General features: G+C 63.3%; 19 protein-coding genes. 2 read left to right on the top strand and 17 right to left on the bottom strand.

The window, feature by feature from the left end; genetic code table 11:
• Positions 1–31 precede the first annotated feature (31 nt).
• The 5 genes from egtD to LMTR21_RS37980 all read right to left on the bottom strand — a co-directional run bounded on the left by egtD (position 32) and on the right by LMTR21_RS37980 (position 4,760).
• Positions 32–1,045: an L-histidine N(alpha)-methyltransferase gene (egtD, locus tag LMTR21_RS37960; protein ID WP_246174983.1), complete on the bottom strand. Its 1,014-nt coding sequence runs from the start codon at positions 1,043–1,045 to the stop codon at positions 32–34.
• Positions 1,046–1,078: 33 nt separating this feature from the next.
• Positions 1,079–1,486, bottom strand: a complete 408-nt coding sequence (locus tag LMTR21_RS37965) for a cupin domain-containing protein (RefSeq protein WP_065752344.1) — start codon at positions 1,484–1,486, stop codon at positions 1,079–1,081.
• Between the two features lie 90 nt (positions 1,487–1,576).
• Positions 1,577–3,013 carry an MFS transporter gene (locus tag LMTR21_RS37970; protein WP_065752345.1) on the bottom strand — a complete coding sequence of 479 codons (1,437 nt, stop codon included), beginning with the start codon at positions 3,011–3,013 and terminating at the stop codon, positions 1,577–1,579.
• A 171-nt stretch (positions 3,014–3,184) separates the two neighbouring features.
• Entirely contained in the window at positions 3,185–4,102 is a 918-nt protein-coding gene (locus LMTR21_RS37975; RefSeq protein ID WP_065752346.1) for an NADP-dependent oxidoreductase, read from the bottom strand.
• A 133-nt stretch (positions 4,103–4,235) separates the two neighbouring features.
• The gene (locus LMTR21_RS37980) at positions 4,236–4,760 is read right to left on the bottom strand and encodes a hypothetical protein (RefSeq protein ID WP_084030555.1); all 525 of its coding nucleotides are present in this window, start codon (positions 4,758–4,760) and stop codon (positions 4,236–4,238) included.
• Between the two features lie 512 nt (positions 4,761–5,272).
• On the opposite strand from LMTR21_RS37980, the gene LMTR21_RS37985 reads away from it, so the two are divergent.
• Positions 5,273–6,604: an MFS transporter gene (locus LMTR21_RS37985; RefSeq protein ID WP_246174984.1), complete on the top strand. Its 1,332-nt coding sequence runs from the start codon at positions 5,273–5,275 to the stop codon at positions 6,602–6,604.
• Between the two features lie 360 nt (positions 6,605–6,964).
• Here the strand turns inward: LMTR21_RS37985 and LMTR21_RS37990 are convergent, their stop codons facing one another.
• From LMTR21_RS37990 to LMTR21_RS38030, 8 genes are all read right to left on the bottom strand, one after another.
• On the bottom strand, positions 6,965–7,291 hold the full coding sequence (locus LMTR21_RS37990; RefSeq protein ID WP_141688242.1) for an MFS transporter: 327 nt from the start codon (positions 7,289–7,291) through the stop codon (positions 6,965–6,967).
• Positions 7,292–7,534: 243 nt separating this feature from the next.
• Complete coding sequence (locus LMTR21_RS37995) at positions 7,535–8,080, bottom strand: DUF1993 domain-containing protein (RefSeq protein ID WP_084030556.1); 546 nt, start codon at positions 8,078–8,080, stop codon at positions 7,535–7,537.
• Between the two features lie 167 nt (positions 8,081–8,247).
• Entirely contained in the window at positions 8,248–8,823 is a 576-nt protein-coding gene (locus tag LMTR21_RS38000; protein WP_065752348.1) for a cytochrome P460 family protein, read from the bottom strand.
• A gap of 226 nt (positions 8,824–9,049) precedes the next feature.
• Positions 9,050–9,331, bottom strand: a complete 282-nt coding sequence (locus LMTR21_RS38005; RefSeq protein WP_246174985.1) for a GNAT family N-acetyltransferase — start codon at positions 9,329–9,331, stop codon at positions 9,050–9,052.
• A gap of 15 nt (positions 9,332–9,346) precedes the next feature.
• A complete protein-coding gene (locus LMTR21_RS38010; RefSeq protein WP_065752350.1) occupies positions 9,347–10,081 on the bottom strand; it encodes a peroxiredoxin-like family protein in 735 nt (244 codons plus the stop codon).
• Positions 10,078–11,013 carry a LysR family transcriptional regulator gene (locus tag LMTR21_RS38015; protein ID WP_065752351.1) on the bottom strand — a complete coding sequence of 312 codons (936 nt, stop codon included), beginning with the start codon at positions 11,011–11,013 and terminating at the stop codon, positions 10,078–10,080. The genes LMTR21_RS38010 and LMTR21_RS38015 overlap by 4 nt, the downstream gene beginning before the upstream one ends.
• A gap of 349 nt (positions 11,014–11,362) precedes the next feature.
• The gene (locus LMTR21_RS38025) at positions 11,363–11,845 is read right to left on the bottom strand and encodes a carboxymuconolactone decarboxylase family protein (RefSeq protein ID WP_065752352.1); all 483 of its coding nucleotides are present in this window, start codon (positions 11,843–11,845) and stop codon (positions 11,363–11,365) included.
• A 19-nt stretch (positions 11,846–11,864) separates the two neighbouring features.
• Positions 11,865–12,281, bottom strand: a complete 417-nt coding sequence (locus LMTR21_RS38030; RefSeq protein WP_065752353.1) for a cupin domain-containing protein — start codon at positions 12,279–12,281, stop codon at positions 11,865–11,867.
• A gap of 90 nt (positions 12,282–12,371) precedes the next feature.
• On the opposite strand from LMTR21_RS38030, the gene pdxR reads away from it, so the two are divergent.
• Positions 12,372–13,775 (top strand): MocR-like pyridoxine biosynthesis transcription factor PdxR, encoded by a 1,404-nt coding sequence (gene pdxR / locus LMTR21_RS38035; RefSeq protein ID WP_065752354.1) that lies wholly within the window; start codon positions 12,372–12,374, stop codon positions 13,773–13,775.
• A gap of 342 nt (positions 13,776–14,117) precedes the next feature.
• Here pdxR and LMTR21_RS38045 read toward each other — a convergent pair whose 3' ends face one another.
• From LMTR21_RS38045 to LMTR21_RS38055, 4 genes are all read right to left on the bottom strand, one after another.
• A complete protein-coding gene (locus LMTR21_RS38045; protein WP_065752355.1) occupies positions 14,118–14,804 on the bottom strand; it encodes an antibiotic biosynthesis monooxygenase family protein in 687 nt (228 codons plus the stop codon).
• A gap of 253 nt (positions 14,805–15,057) precedes the next feature.
• Positions 15,058–15,207 (bottom strand): hypothetical protein, encoded by a 150-nt coding sequence (locus LMTR21_RS42125; protein ID WP_430642508.1) that lies wholly within the window; start codon positions 15,205–15,207, stop codon positions 15,058–15,060.
• Positions 15,208–15,232: 25 nt separating this feature from the next.
• Entirely contained in the window at positions 15,233–15,802 is a 570-nt protein-coding gene (locus LMTR21_RS38050; protein ID WP_430642509.1) for an FAD-binding oxidoreductase, read from the bottom strand.
• Positions 15,795–16,400, bottom strand: a complete 606-nt coding sequence (locus LMTR21_RS38055) for a sulfite oxidase-like oxidoreductase (protein ID WP_065752356.1) — start codon at positions 16,398–16,400, stop codon at positions 15,795–15,797. The genes LMTR21_RS38050 and LMTR21_RS38055 overlap by 8 nt, the downstream gene beginning before the upstream one ends.
• Positions 16,401–16,432: the final 32 nt, after the last annotated feature.

Here is a 16,432-nt window from a genome sequence, read left to right on the forward strand (position 1 = left end):
ATGAAATGTGCAGCAATTCGACGATAGGCTGTCAGTAGCGAATGAGTCCGAACAGGCCGAAGAGCCCGTCCGCATCCTGCCAAGCCTCGGCAACCCTCCATCCGCCAGAGCGGGCAAGCCGCTCGAAGCTCTCGGCAGTATATTTTCGGGAGCTCTCAGTGTGGATGGTTTCCGACGTTCTGAAATGGAACGTGCGGCCACAGAGTGTAACGCGCTGATCGCATAAGCTGACCAGGTGCATCTCTACGGCTTTCTCGATCTCGTTCCAGCGCGCCACGTGCTTGAACTGCTCGATACAGAAGTCGCCATCCAGTTCGGTGTTGATCCGCTCAAGGAGGTTGAGGTTAAAAGCGGCCGTCACACCCGCGCTGTCGTCGTAAGCACGCAGGAGCGTATCTACGTTTTTCTGGAGATCGACACCGATGATTGCCCGTCCGTCGTCGCCCAGGTGTCGCCCCATCTGCATAAGCAAGGTCTTCGCCTCGATCGCGTTCAAATTCCCCATCGTCGAGCCCGGGAAAAATCCAGTCCTGCCGCCGCCGGCGCCATCAAACGGAACCTCAAATACATCCAGAAAATTGCGCTCGATGGGCCGAACCGAGAGCGATGGAAAGCGCGAAGCGATCCTCTTCGACGTTTCTGCAAGGAAGCCGTCGGCGATATCGATCGGCACGTAGCCTCGCGGGTCGCGCAGCCCCGCCAGCACAAGCTCCGTCTTGACGCCGGCTCCCGCACCATACTCGATGAGAATCGCGCCAGACTCTACAAAATCGGCGATGTCACTCTGCCGCTCTCGCAGGATCGACGTTTCGGTTCGAGTCAGGTAATACTCATCCTGCCTCGTTATCTCTTCAAAAAGTGCAGACCCACGCTCGTCGTATAACCAACGGCTCGGCAGTGTCTTCACATCAGCGGATAATCCGCAGACGACGTCTCGGGCAAATGCATTTTCAACACGGCAGATGCTGTTATTTGCATGAAGCATATTTTCCGCTTTCGGTGACACGGCGGATGACGGCCGCGGTAAACTCGCGGCCGATGTCATCACCGCAGATTCTCGGCTGGCGCAGCCAGTAGGTTATTTGATGGGCGTGGTCAGCGGGTTGTCATTGGTGTCGAGGACGAAGACAGCGAGCAGCTTTGCCGGCTCTGTCTTGCTCGCGTTGCGGCTGATCGAATGGGTCGCGCCCGGCGGTTCCGACCAGCTCTCACCTGCCCGATAGATGCGCTTCTCGCCGTCATTCACCTTCGACTCGATCACGCCCGAGATCACGTAGGCGTAGATGAAAGCTGACTTCGCGTGGGTGTGGGACGGAGAGGCCGCGCCCGGCGCGTAATCGACCTCCAGGGCGAGCAGCGACTTGCCAGGGATATTGGGAATGACCGCCTCGAAGTTCTTCGTAACGGTTTGCGCTTCGCTATCATGGGCGGCCATTGAGAAGGCGAAGGCGGCGCAGGTGGCGGCGATAATGGTTCGGATCTTCACGGGCTTTCTCCTTCTGCCTATAGGTTGGTCTTCGTTCTTCATTGTTTCCTCCCGGCCTTGCCGGCCTGCTGATTACGGACACCGAACGGGTCAGTCTCGCGGGATGAAGTCGACGTGGGGCCCCGGCTCGATAATGAACACCGCGAGCGTGGCGAGAACGCAGGCGACCGCGGCGACAGCCATCGCCATGTGGAATCCCGAGAACAGTTGAGGACCGCCCTGCTGCAGGACGCCGCCGAGCAGAGCGATGGCGAAGAGCGACCCGGCGCGCGAGACAGCGCTGTTGACGCCAGACGCGGTTCCGGCGCGATCGAGCTCGACGGAGGTGAGGACGAGGGTCGTCAACGGTGCGATCACCAGGCTCATGCCCAGCGCCAGCAACAGGATGCTGGGGAAGATGTCCGCCCAATAGCTCGCGTTCGGACCGACGCGGAGCGCCATGGTGCATCCCGAAGCGGCGACGGCGCCGCCGGCGAACAACGGCAAGCGCCGGCCGAACCGGCGGCAGAGCATGCCGGCGAGCGGCGAGACGACCGTAATCAGCACTTGCAGGGGAATGAAGGCCAGGCCCGCCACCGGCGTCGGCAGGTGCGCGCCCCGGATCATCACGAACGGGATCAAGGTTAGCATGACCGTGAACGGCCCGTAGAGGAGTGCGGTGAACAGGTTCGCGCCGACGACCGACCGCGAGGCGAAGAGAGACGGCGGCAACATGGCGTTGTCGCCTAATCGCCGTTGCGTCACGATGAGGCCGGCTAAGCCGCTCAGACCGACGATCACGGTGACGAGCACCCAAAGGTTCAGACCGGAACCGTTGGTCAGGCTGGTCAGCCCTGCGCCCAGCCCGCCGAGCCCGACTGCCGAAAGGACTGCCCCACCGACGTCGATCCGGGCGTGGCTGGTCGGGGCGTCCTTGGGTATCCACATGGCGCCGACGGCCAGCGCGCTGGCGACGACGGGGAGGAGCATCAGAAAGGTCGTCCGCCAGGACCCGTGATCGAGGATTGCGCCGGCGATCGCGGGCGCCACGCCACTGGCGACAGCCGCGGCGGCGGACCAGATGCCGACCGCACGGGCTTTCTTGTCGGCGGGAAAGGCCCGCCCAAGCACGGAAAGGCCGTTGGGCAGAATCACGGCTTCGCCCAAGCCTTGCAGGAAGCGGCCGACGATGAGCGGCGCGAAACTCGGTGCGAAACCAATCGCGGCCGCGCCAAGGCCGTAGAGAGCGATCCCCCCGAGGAAGATCCGCTTCTGTCCGAACCGGTCACCCAGAGCGCCAGCGACCAAGGTCAGGGCCGCGAGCGGCAAGAGCTCGGCGTTCATCACCCACTGCAGCTCGAGCGGCGACAGGCGCATGTCTCGGCCAATCGCCGCGAGCGCGACCGCGACGACGGCGCTGCTGACGAACACGAGGCAGCCGCCCAGGCTCGACGCGGCGAGCACCTTGGTGCTGCCCTGCGCGCCGACGGCCTTAGGCTCAGAGAGCGCCAGGCCAGCGTCGGTCAGGATCAGGGACGCGCTGCTCACGACCTAACCCCTCATGGGTACGGCGCCGGCCAGCGCGTGAAGATCTGATGATCGAGTGTCACTTTCTTGCTCCTAGATGAGCCGGCCGAGCTGTAGGGACATGGCCGATCTTCCGCCTGGATGCGCGCCGAGCCGGCAAGGAGCGCAGAACCGTTCTCCGCACCCAAGTCCTCACGGGCGAACGCGAATAATTGTCTTCCCCTTGCGTCGCTCGGTCCGATTAAAGGCGGCGACGGCATCGTCGAGGGTCGCGATGGTGCCGATGTTCGTCCGCAGTCGTCCGTCCCGCACCCGCTGGACGATCTCACTCAGTTGGGCGCGATCGGACTCGACCACGAAATCGACCGCCAAACCATTGGCGGGCCGTGCAGCGGCCGGGCCGGCGATGGTCACCAGCGTTCCTCCGGCTCGAATCAGGGTTGCGGACCGCTTCCCGATGTCGCCGCCGAATACATCGAAAACCAGATCGACTTCGCCGACGTCTTCAAGCGCGTCGTTCTCAAGGTCGACAAACTCATTCGCGCCGAAGTCGAGCACCGCCTGACGGTCGGCAGCGCGTCCGGTGCCGATGACGTAGGCGCCGGCCTCACGTGCGAGTTGCGTCACCATCGAACCGACTACGCCGGCCGCACCGTGCGCGAGGACGCTCTGCCCTGCCCGAAGGCGGCCGTGCACGATCAGTCCCTGCCACGCGGTCAGACCCGGCATCGGCAAGCTCGCGCCCACCGTGAAGTCGACATCGCCCGGCAGCGGCGCAAGGTTGCGCGCCTCGACGGCCGCATACTCGGCTAGGGCGCCGTCGCGAGTCCAGTCCGTGAGGCCGAACACCCGCTGCCCAACCGACAGCCCCGTCGTGCCATAGCCGAGCGCGGTGACAACGCCGGCCAACTCGTGCCCAGGGATCGTCGGTGTTCGGTCTCGATCGAGGCGATCGGTCCAGGTCGGGGGCCACGTCAGCTCATCCCAGGTGAATCCCGATGCATGAACCTGAACGACGACGTCGTTGATCGCCGCCCGCGGCTCGGGCCGCTCCGCCAGCTTCATCCCGGCCGTTCCCGCGGCCTGGTTCGTTACAACAATCGCCTTCATGTGAATTGTCTCCTCGGTCATTTGCCTCTTTGCTGGATATGTTCCAGCGACAAAAGCCCGTTCGACATCTCATGCCAGCGGCCATGGGTAGCTTCCGAAGCCGAAGGTAGAAGAGTGCTTTGCCAGTGGAGCATCATAGTAAAGAGTCGACGGTCCATCGATTCGAGCCGGCGAGACCCAGAAACAGGGCGCAGCACATCGCAGCGAATACAGAGTAGTCGAATGGCGACTTGATCCCAAACGAGATCGCCATGGCTGCACCGAATAGGAAGAGCAGGCCCGCGCTACCGAAAGCCGCCCACCGCAGCGCGAGTCCGAGTACCAGCGTAACGCCAAATAGGAGCTCCAGCACCGTCGCGGCCGTGCCGAGAAAGGGCATCATCCATGCTGGTGCGAACGCATTTACCTTGGCCGCGTAGTCCAAAAATCGCTCGAATGTTCCCCAGGAAACCCCGCGCTCGCCTGGATTGCCGTAGAACCCGAGCCGGTCGCTGACCGACAACAAGAATGAGACTCCCAGTGCCGCGCGGCTTCCGAGCGAAAGAAGATCGAGGGCAAGAGAAGCTCGTTGGTCCGCGGATTGCAGCTTGAGGATGGGTTGGCTACGCGAAGTGCGCAGGACGCTGCGAAGCGTTTCGGTTGTTGCCATCATGGCCATACCTTTTTCCCACGCAATTGAGTAATATTCGTCCCAAGTTGCCCTGGGCGTTACTCGATGAAATCTATGACGGTGGCACCCATTGATCGCAGCGCGGGACAAAATTTTCCAATAGCCGGTGCATATAGTTTTCATAGCGGCCGGGAATTGTGCCGCGACGGTCCTCTGCCGTTCGTAAGCCAAGGCAAGTTGCGCAGGCCGCGACGGCATCACGCCGCGCAGCGAGGCAATAGCGATCGTCTATCGATTCTATGGCGAGAGGTGATTTCCCTCGCCGGGGTTCGACGGCCACAGTGTGAGACCGCTGTCAGAAGCGACTACAACCCAAGATGAGACTGCAAATGCCCCCTCCTACAAACTGGAGACAGCGAACTTGTCGCCACGTGGCGCAACCGTTTGTAGAACCTTGCGGCCGCGGTGTTATCGATGCAGAACCCTGCCCGCGAGAGCTCGGTCGGGAAGCGCCGCCTCGGCGGGGCATGGTGCTGACGGCCTGCGTGCTCGCGTCCTCCATGGCGTTCATCGATGCGACAGCGCTGCCCGTTGTGCTGCCGAGATTGCGCGCCGATTTCGGTGCGGACCTCGCCTCCGTTCAATGGGTTCTCAACGGGTACATGCTGGCGCTCGCCTCACTGACATTGATCGGCGGCGCGCTCGCGGATGTTTATGGCAAGGCGCGCATGCTCGCGCTCGGCTGCATCCTGTTCGGTCTGGCATCCGCGGCTTGCGCGATGGCGCCTTCGCCCACCTGGCTGATCGCTGCCCGCGTCGTGCAAGGAGCGGCCGCGGCGATCGTCACCCCCGCCAGCCTCGCCCTGATCGGGGCCACCTATCCGCGCGCGGAGCGGAACCGGGCGATCGGCATATGGGCCGCGGCATCGGCGCTCACCACGGCCGGAGGTCCTGTCCTGGGCGGTTGGCTGACCGAGACCTTTGGCTGGCCATCGGTGTTCTGGATCAACCCGCCGATCGCGGGTGTAGCAGTAGGAGCTCTGCTGGTCTTCGCACCTAAAGATGGCCGCATCCAGCGCAGGTTCGACGTGATTGGCGCCGCGATCCTGGCTTCCGCGCTCGGCGCGCTCGCCTGGGCGCTCAGCCAGATCGGCCCCGGCGAAGCTCAGGCCGCAGCGGACGCACCGGCCCAAATGGGCACCGTGCTCACTATCGTCGCCGGGCTCGGCATTGTCGGTCTCGCCGTCTATGCGTTCTGGGAGCGCAGAAGCAAACACCCGATGACGCCACCTCGCCTGGTGGAGAACCGCGCCTTCCTCGGGCTGAACGTCGCGACCCTGATGATCTATGGGGCGGTTTCGATCATGTTCTTCCTGCTCCCATTCGATCTCGTCGACCGCCGCGCCCTGCCGGCGACCGGTGCCGGTTTGGCGTTCTTGCCGTTCGCGCTCGGCGTCGGACTCCTGTCGGGCGTGTTCGGCGGGTTGGCGGACAAGATTGGAGCGCGGGCCATGCTCATCGCGGGGCCTGCAGGTGCGGCGCTTGCTTATGTCTGGATGGCGCTCGGCCGGGAAGAATCCCTGATGCTCGGCGTGATCGGGCCCATGACACTGCTTGGCCTGTCCTTCGCAGTGCTCGTGGCACCGCTCACCGCGTCCGTCCTGTCGAGCGTTGACCAGACGGACGAAGGGCTCGCTTCCGGCATCAACAATGCGGCAAGCCGGATTGCGCAGCTTGCCGGCGTGGCACTGGCCGCCGGTGTCGCGTCATTCGAGTCCGGCTACGAGGTCGGTCTTGCCGTAGCCGCTGCGGCCTCGATCGGCGGCGCTTTTACTGCTGCAATAACCCCGACGCCGGCCGCGGCGAAAGCGGGCGGCTCGGGAGGGGCTTAGAATCTGAACCGACGAGCGCTGCTGGTAGCGGCTCCCATCAGAGCGAAGGCCATTCCGGCGACCAAACAAAAGACCGCGCCATGATCTCCGCCCAAGCCGAAGATCGGTGAGACCAAGGCGGAACCAAGTGACCATCCGACGTAGCGAGCCGCAGCATTCATTCCACCTGCGGCCCCGCTACGCCCTATGGGTCCAGCCGTCATCATCGCAGTGTCGCCGCGATGGTAGGCCCCAATGCTCCAGGTATCGCCACCGCTAATGCGACCAACGCGAGGCCCTTACTGATCATGCGGTGCGGATAGATCACGCGTACAAATGCAACGCCGGCCACGGAAACCCCGGCCGCTCCGACACCCTGAATCAAGCGCACTCACCAGCATCGGCAATGTTGGAGCGAAAGCGCAACCCAACGACGCCAGGACAAAATAGCCAGACCGGCGGCATAAACGCGCCTAGACCGAGTGATTCGGCCAGACTTGCAACGAGCAACAAGCAGACCGTTGCCGAAAGCTGATAGGCATTCACGACCCAAACGGTTGCCGCGTCACTACTTTCGAATGAACGCGAGATATTCGGCAAGGCGATATTCACGATCGCGCTTCCGAGGGAACTTAGACCAAGTCCAAGCAAGATGCAGAGCATTACCCAGCGGCGCTTCGACGCCGTTAAACATTCGACGCCGTCCATCAGGATGCAATCTCCGGCGCGAACTTTGGGCGGCCGACTTTGCGCGTACTCTCAGTAGCAGATTCTATAGACCGATACTTGATGTTGAGCGAACAGTTGAGTTGTGTTGGCCATGAATGCACACCAGCGACCGCTATTCTCTTCAGCATTAGCCCTCTCGTTAGAACAGGTGCGGCGCCCGAGTGATTCCGGCCATGACAGCAACAATCTTGAAGGCCTCGGCCCGTGTCGCGCACCCGCCTCTCACGAGTAGTCGCCGCCGCTTTGCTGACTGAGGTTGCCGAGGTAGTCGCGCTTCCCGATCTTCGCTCCGAGGTGCCGAAGGATCGCGTGCGCAATCGACATGTGGAAGAAGAAGTCGGGTAGCACCAGGTGCCGGATGTAGTCGTCGCCGCCGAACCACCCGCGCACGATGGGCGGCGTCAGCTCATATGTGTGGGACTGCGCGCCGGCAATCTCGTCCGGCTGCACGTTTTGCAGGAAGCCGCGGGTCTCAAGGAGCCGCTCTTTCAATGCCGGGTACATCATGGGGGTGTTGTGCGGTGCTGGCGCGTCGCGCTGCATCAACTTCGCCATGTGCGCATCGACCTTGTTGCAGCTTACGGAAAACTGTTCTCCGAAAGTCAGCATGTCGGGCACGAGCCGCTCGCCAAGGATCCTCCCAGGCTCAATCCCCCTGGTCCGCTCGAGCGCTTGGGCGTGGTCGAGATAGTCGTCCATCACATTCAGTCCGTGCACCATGACAGGGACCGTGATGTCATAGACCGAGAAGGACACGTCAAACTCCATGCGCTCGTCTGTACTCTGAACGTCGGTCGGCCCCGAAAGGTCGATAACCGAAAACGAACGGTCACAATAAGCTCTTCAGTCTTCCCGCTTGCAGTACCAGCTTGCGGGATTCGACATTAGCCTCCGCGAAACTGCGGCAAGAGGAGAGCGCCCGCGCATACGGTCGCCTAGTGACGCAGGACGGGATATCCACTCACATAAATCCAGTCCGTGGCCTGGGCAGGCACGTGGCACCCCTGGCAATCGGAACGGTAGTCCGTCGAGGTGGTTTTGAACGGCTTGTCCACGTCGAACCACGACCATCCCCACCCGTCGCCCCACAACGGGTTGCCGGGGTGCGTTCCCTTGCTGTCTTTCACCATGACGAACCAGCCCTTGAGCTTGTCGGCGTGGCTTACTGTGCCGGTGGTCAACTCGTTCGTCGAGGTCTCGAAGACCTCTTTCACCAGGACGGCGCCGTCCGGGAAGTGCCCCGTCTTCCGGTAGGCGTCGATCGCCCCCGGGGATACGTAGACGGTGTGCATTTCCTTCGAGCCTTGGCCGCTGTCGGCGGCAATCGCCCAGGTGCCGAGCGCTTGGTATAGGGTTCGGTAGTCTTCCGGCACGCGCAGATGCCCGGCGCCGTCCACCACGTTCGCGGTCGGGCCGGCCGGAGCCGCTCCGCTGATCTGAGCGAGCGCCGCCACGGCGCCAGCGACCAGCGAGACCGCGACAACCAGTCCGACAGTCCTCGATAATTTCATGTGGGGTCTCCTTTGCTGCTCGCGCGCGGCACGGTGACTTGGCGCAGCGGCTTCAATCACTGTTTCAATCGCTGTGGAGGCGACCGCGTGCGCTCGGCCGGCCTAGCAGACCCAAGGATCGGACGCCGCCGACGAAATTAGAAATTCCCTTTGGACATGCATTCGATAGGCACGAGGTATCATCGTCCAAGAGCGCTATGCGCGCCGGCGTCCCATCCGTCCGCGATCAGCCGTCGAGGAGTGCGCCGTACTCGGGGTGCCGGGCTACGTAGGAAGACATGAAGGGGCACTTCGCGATTACTCTTTTCCCGTCGCTTCGCAACGCTTCGAAAACGCCATGCGCCAGCGTCGATCCGTACCCCAGGCCGGACAGTTCTTGTGGCACCTCGGTGTGGAGCAGGACGACGCGACCGTCTTCGACCTTGTAGTAGGCGACTGCGAGCGCGCTGTCGCCGAGGGGCATTTCAAACCGACTCATTGCCGGACTGTCCCGGATGTCGCTTTCCACCTTCCGCCTCCCTCACTAGGGCGTGGAAGCGGCCTGCCGCAGCGAGGCCAGGATTTGCGCCGGCTCCTCCCGTATCGTGAAGTCAGGCTCGACGAACGCGCTGCGGATCCGGCCTTCTGCGTCGATCACGTAGGTCGCGGGAATGGGTAGCATCCAGACCGGTGACCCGTGCCGGGCGCCGAAGTCGAAGCCTAGCCCGGAATAGTGCGCCTTGGTTTCGTAGGGCACCCGGAATAGTACGCCATACGACATGGCAACGCCGTGGTCGACGTCGGAGAGCACCTTCAGGTCCAAGCCCAGGCTCCGCTTGAGCTGCCGCGGGAAGTCCCTCGTCTCGGGTGTCACCACTGCGAGGGTCGCGCCGACGCTCTCGAACTCTTCCTTCGCGGCCTGGAGGGCGCACAGCTCAGCGGTGCAGAACGGACACCAGCCGCCTCGGAAGAAACTCAGGACGAGGGGGCCGTTGCGGCGTAGCTGTTCAGAGGAGTGGAGACGGCCATCGGCGTCCGGCAGGAGGAAGTCCGGTGCGTCGTCTCCGACCTTCAATGCATGCGATGCCACGTCTGTATCGCGGAGCCAGCCCACGAGGTGGTTGTATGACTCCCAATCCGCGGCGCTGAACGTCGTCAACAGCTCGGTGCGAATCTGGGCGAGTGTCTTGTCGGTCTGGTTTGGCATCGGTGGGGCGTCGTCAAGCTGCTGATCGATTGGCTGGAAGCGGTTGGCGGTCGGCGTGCGTGTCGTGGTCATGCGGGCGCTCTCGCCACCTCCGGGACCGTTGCGTGCGGCAAGCCGCGGTTGGGGACTTCGAACGACCAGTCGCGAAGCCGCGTGACCTTGACGAAAGCGTCCAGCGCCGGCGAGTAGCGGCGCCCCTGCACCGCCAATAGCCGCACCTCCCGCGAAACCGGGTCGCCTTCGAGCGGAATGGTCTTGAGCGTCGGGAGGCGCGGCATGTGCTCGGGCGCGAGTATCACGCCGAAGCCAGCGGCGGCCATGTGCTGCAGGTGTAAGTCGTGACCGCTGCAGTGGCCGAGGTGGGGCGGTTCTTCGGGGAAGTACGACCGCTGGATCTTCGGGGCGACGTCGCATTGGGCGCGTTCCAGCAAGACGGTCTCACGGAGGTCGTCGATGCCGATCGAGGGACGGTTTGCGAGCTGGTGTGTCGGCGCGAGAACCACGACGTAGCGCTCCTCGAACAGCGACCAGTCGTCGATACGGGCGGGCATGTCCTGCACGTCTCCGACTACCGCGGCGTTGATCTCCCCCTCAAGCAAGAGGTCGACGAGCTTCTCCGCCGCGCCCTCGCGCAGCTCGACGTGAAGACCAGGGACGAACTTTGCGATCTCCGCGATCGGATCGAGGACGAGCGACGCCGAGATGGATGGGGCGAGGCCGATCTTCAATGGCGCGACCTCCTTGCGCCGGAACTCCTGGGCCCTGCGACGCACCGCCTCTGCCGAGGCCAGTGTGCGCTCCAGCATCGGAAGGACTTCCTTTCCAAGGTCGGTGAGCTGCGTCAGCTGGCGTTCGCGGTAGATCAACTGGCCGCCGAGTTCCTGCTCGAGCTTCTGCACACCCTTGGTCAGCGCGGGCTGCGTGACATTGCACTGCTCGGCTGCGCGGGTGAAGTTGAGTGTGGACGCGACGGCGAGGAAGTAGCGAACTTGATGAAGCTCCATGGATTATTCTCCGTCAAGGTGCGGCTGTCTATACTGATGAGCCTTTGCACTCGACGACGTGACGGGGCACGTCGCAATCATGGGGCATAGATGCAGCTTGCATGCACACGTTGGAATGGCCCGGCCTATTGGTTTGGACGCACGGACACGCTTTCTGGAGCCTCTGTGAACCGGGCTAGTGCGCGGCGAGGTGGGCGAGGGCCGGGATCAGTTCGGACGGGTCGCCGCGCCGCGTGTAGTCGACGCTGATATCGGCGTACTCGATCATCCCGCTGTGCGCACTAGGGCAAGGCCCACCGCACCGGTGGCGCCAGCAACAGAGATTTTCATGATGAACTCCTTCGCGGTGTCAGTGCGCCGGTACGGTGCGCTTCGCTTCGTTTTTGATTGCCGCCTGGGGCGTGTTGCGGAAGCTGATCGCCATGCGATTGTAGGCGTTCATCAGGCTGATCGCGATCGTGAGGTCGACCAGCTCCTTCTCGCTGAAAACCGCGCGTGCTGCCCGGTACGCTTCGTCCGGCACACCGGTTTGGGCCACACGCGTCACCGTCTCGGCCCAGGCCAGGGCGGCGCGCTCGGTGTCGCTGAAGAGGTTGCCGCCTTCCTCCCAGGCCTGAACCAGGGCGAGCTTTTCGACCGGCACGCCTTTCTTCGCGAGATCGCGCGTGTGCATGTCGAGGCAATAGGCGCAGTTGTTGATCTGCGAGATGCGCAGATTTACAAGGTCCACCAACTCGGCAGGCAGGCCGCTCTGCACGACATAGCCATAGACTCCACCGAGGGCCTTGGCGCCGTTCGGAGCGATTTGGTTATAGTCCAGGCGTTTGGTCACGTTGCTCTTCCCTTGAAGATTATTTGACGGGCGTGGTCAGCGCTTTGTCACTGGTGTCGAGGACGAAGACAGCGAGCAGCTTCGCCGGCTGGGTCTTGCTCGCATTGCGGCTGATCTGATGGCTCGCGTTGGGCGGTTCGGACCAGCTCTCGCCTGCCCGATAGATGCGCGTCTCGCCGTCATTCACCTTCGACTCGATCGCACCCGAGATTACATAGGCGTAGATGAAGGCCGACCGCGCGTGGGTGTGGGATGGGGAGGCCGCGCCCGGCGCGTAATCGACTTCCACGGCGATCAGTGACTTGCCGGGGATATTGGGAATGGCCGCCTCGAAGTTCTTCGTGACGGTTTCAGCTTCGCCATGGGCGGAGACGGGGCCGGCCATCGAGATTGCGAGGGCGGCGCAGGTAGCGGCGATGATGGTTCGGACTTTCATGGGCTTTCTCCTTCTACCGCACGGAAGATGCCCTTGTGCTGGGCTAGAAAAAAGCACCAAGAACGCGAAAGAACAGTGTACTACGGTGACATGACGAAATCCCTGAAGCTGAAGCTCGACCGCTCCGCCAAGCCGACGCTCGCCGAGCAGATCCGACACGGAATTGCCACCGCGATCGAAAGCGGCGTGCTCGAACCGGGCGCCCGCTTGCCCTCTTGGCAGGACCTCGCCGCCCAGCTCGGCGTTGCCCGGGGCACCGTGCGGACAGCCTATGAGAAGCTGGACGCAGCCCAGCAGATCGTCGCGTCCCGCGCGACCGGAACCCGCGTCGCCCCGCGTCCTCGCGCGGTGGTGAAGAGAGAGCAGCGGCCGGATCCCGGGTCGTTCCTGGAAATCTATCAGGAGATGACCCAAGGGCCCGCCTTCTTCCAGATGGGCGTCCCTGCGACGGAGACCTTTCCAGCAACGCTCTTCGGGCGCATCCGCGCAAAGGCCGTCCGCGCGGAAGCGACCGCGGCGCCGATCTATCCGGATCCGCGCGGCGAACTCGAACTCAGGCGAGAGATAGCAGGCTATCTCGCCATCGCCCGCGGTATCGACTGCTCACCGTCGCAGATCATCGTCACGGGCGGATATAGCGCTGGGCTGGGGCTCTCACTCCGGGCACTCGGCGTTGAAGGGCAGAAAGCCTGGATCGAAGATCCGGGCTTTCCGTTTACCCGGAAGAGCCTTGAACTCGCGCGATTGCCTCTCTCACCAATCCCTGTCGATGCGGACGGCATCGACATTGACCATGGTCTGCATCACGCGCCCGACGCAAAACTGGTGGTCGTGACGCCCGGGCAGCAGGCGCCGCTCGGACCGACATTATCGCTCGAACGGCGCCTCCGATTGCTCGACTGGGCGGCCGCGAGCGGGGTCTGGGTCATAGAGGACGACTATCTGAGCGAGCTGCAGCTGGCAGGCCGGGCCGCGCCGGCGCTGGCATCGCTCGATCGCGCCGGGCGGGTCATTCACATCGGCTCGTTCAGCAAAACGATCAGTCCCACGCTCCGTCTCGGATTTATCGTCGCGCCGATCGGCCTCATGGCTCGCTTTGCCGAGGTTGCAGCGTGTCTCGCGCCACCGCCGGGGCCTTCGGTGCAGCTCGCGACCGCGGAATTCATGCGGGAAGGCCATTATCTGCGTCACCTCCGCCGTTTGAAGCGCGCCTATACTGCCAAGCGGGAAGCCTTGCTGGCGCAGCTTCGGCCCCATTTCAACGTCGTGGCGACCGGCTTGGCCGTCCTGCTGCGGCTGCCCGATGCCACGTCGGATCTCACCATTGCGCGCGAGATGCTGGCTTTCGGCATGTTTCCGGCTCCGCTCTCGGCCTGGTATGCTTCTGCGGAGACCAGCCGGTCTGGACTCCTGTTGGGTGTCGCGACATCGCCGACAAAGGAGCTCGCGAGATCCTGCGACCGCTTGATAGATATCATCCGACGTTTCAGCTGAGTCCCCGATGCGCGGATGGAGCTAAGCCCCTCTCTTAAGCTGTTACACAATGATGCAAATAGTAGGGGTGCTCCGGCACTTGGCGAATGCCTCTTTGCGCAAAAGCCTTGCAGATCGTTTCGTTGCGAGAATCCCAGCCGGGATGGGGCGGCGGTCTGGAAGACCTCGTAGGAGACGCCGTTCGGAATCGTGATTATGATGAAGTGCTGATTTGCGGGCATCGCCAGATTGGCGCGGACCAGTTTCTCGAGCATGGCGGTCGAATAGTGCTCGGACGCATAGATGGCCGGGCTCTCATGCGTGTTCTAGCGCAGCGGGCCGGCCCTTCCCGACGGAGCGGTGTCACGCGTGGAGGGTCTCGCCGCCCTTGGCATCTGCGTAGTACTGAGGCGCCTCGCGACGGTCGTATTTCCCGTAGTCGCGCACGATCCGCACTTTCCGGACCCTCGCCTTGTCATTCGGCGCGGAAGCGTCCTCGTAGGCCTGCGCTGCAGCGGCATTCTTCCAGGATATCAGCAGAATCAGGTCGCCGGGCGTGAGCACGGCGTCGAAGATGTCCCAGGACATGCAGTCGGCGGCCCACGGGTTCAGTCCGAGCCACTCGGCGCAGTCGTACGGGTTGTTGGTCTGCTTCCAGTCCGCGGGGCGAGTCGCGTCGATCAGCGTGACCGTCGTTCCCTCCCCGACTTCGGTCTCGTCGAGCCGCTGCTCCGCGAAGGCGTACCCCGCGGGCATCCGATTGTCGGCAGTGATCTGACCGACGCGCAGGTGGTAGTCTGAGAGGATTTCGTCGCGGCCCTTCTGCTGAACCTCGTGATGGCGCATGCGGGTGCGCCAGCGGACGAGCGACTTCTCGTCCCGCCAGTTCGAAAGCGAAAGGATCCAACCCTCGCGGATCAGGCTCTTGTAGCGGATGTTGTCGACGAAGCCCTCGACCTGCTCCAGCTCGGGGCGCAGCATCTTGGCATTGTCGAGGTAGTCATCCCAGTTCTCTTTATTGGGGAGGACTTCGAAAATCACTGAAAACATGGTCGTATCCCGCTTCTAGAGTGCTGTGACGAAGTCGATCTCGATGTCGGAGTGCCCCCGCCATCCGCGCCGCCTTCACGGCAGAAGACCTTCGAGCCGTCGACATCGATCGTCTTGGACAGCATCCGCGTGGCTCCCGTTTCGTTCACTGTTGCGTATCCTTGCATTCAGCGCGACCGTGATCGCCGCAGGCCGCACGGATAATCTGGCGTATGCGAAAACTATCCTCTCGCGAAGCGAGAGGGATCGTCTCTCAAGCGCCATAGCGTTCGGTCTTGATCGCTCCGGCTTCCAGTCCCAAAGCGAGCGCGGCGTCCGCCGCGATGTCGACGAAGGCGTTCGACCCGCACACGAAGGCGCAGCCGGGGGACACAGGCAGCCGCCCCGCGACGTCAGCGACCATCCTGCCGTCGATCCGCCTGCTGAAGTCAGTTCGGCATCGCCAGCTCGCGTGTCAGAGCCAAGGCGAGCGCGAAATCGGGAAGCGACCTCTCGAGCTCGAGGAGCTCGTCCCTGAACAGCACGTCACCCCAGGTCCTGGAGGAGAGCAACAGCGCGACAGGCACTGGCTCACCGCTGGCCTTCCGATACCGGATCATCGCCATGAGCGGCACGACGCCGGAGCCGGCGCCGATCAAGAGCACTGGTTTGTTGGAAGGCCCCGGCCAGAGAAAGTGTCCGCCAAGCGGCCCGCGAAGCTCGATCGTGTCGCCTACTTGGGCGACGTCGTGGAAGAACGGGGAGACCTCGCCGTCCGGGAGGCGCTCGATCGCCAGCTCGATCACCTCGGAGTCGCTCGGGGCCGAGGCGATCGAATAGCTGCGCATGGCAGTGTAGCCGTTGGGCGCAGTCAGCCGCACGTCAACGTGCTGTCCGGCCGTATAGTCGAACGGTTCGGAGAGGCGGAGAAAGAAGCTCTTGATAGCCGGCGTTCTCGTCGCGACCTCGACAATCGCACAGCTCTGCCATCGCCCGGTTGCGGCAATCGCTTTAGTCATTCGTGTATCGCTGCTCATTCCACGGATCGCCGTACATGTGGTCCCCGCGCAGCTCCCAGAAGCCGGCCTCGTCGCGCTCCGTGAACTGAAGCCCGTTTACCCACTTCGCCGACTTCCAGAAGTAGAGATGCGGCACGAGCAGGCGCGCCGGCCCCCCATGGTCGCGCGGCAGCGGCTTGCCTTCGTATTTGAGCGCCACCATCGCCTTCCCCATTGCGAGGTCGGCGAGCGGCACGTTGGTGGAGTATCCGTCATAGCTGTGTGCGAGTACAAACGGAGTGGGCGCGCTAAGGCCAGCGTCGGCGAGGATGTCGTCGACGGCCACGCCCTCCCAGCCGGTGTTGAGCTTCGACCACGAGGTCACACAGTGGATGTCTCGCGTCATCTTGGTACGTGGGAGCGCGTTGAACTCCGACCAGCTCCACGCTTTGACCGGACGAGGTCCGACCTTGAGCGTGAAAATCCAGTCCGCGGGCTCGATTCGCGGCGTGGGGCCGGCCGTGAGCACCGGGAAATCGTCGACGGGGTGCTGTCCCGGGGGAATCCGGTCCGATGGTTCTGATCCGGATTGGCGACCTGTAAAACCGCGAGTGACCATAGCGGATTTCCTCCGTGCCTGCGCGTTGAATC

This window comes from Bradyrhizobium paxllaeri (assembly GCF_001693515.2).
GTDB classification, from domain to species: domain Bacteria; phylum Pseudomonadota; class Alphaproteobacteria; order Rhizobiales; family Xanthobacteraceae; genus Bradyrhizobium; species Bradyrhizobium paxllaeri.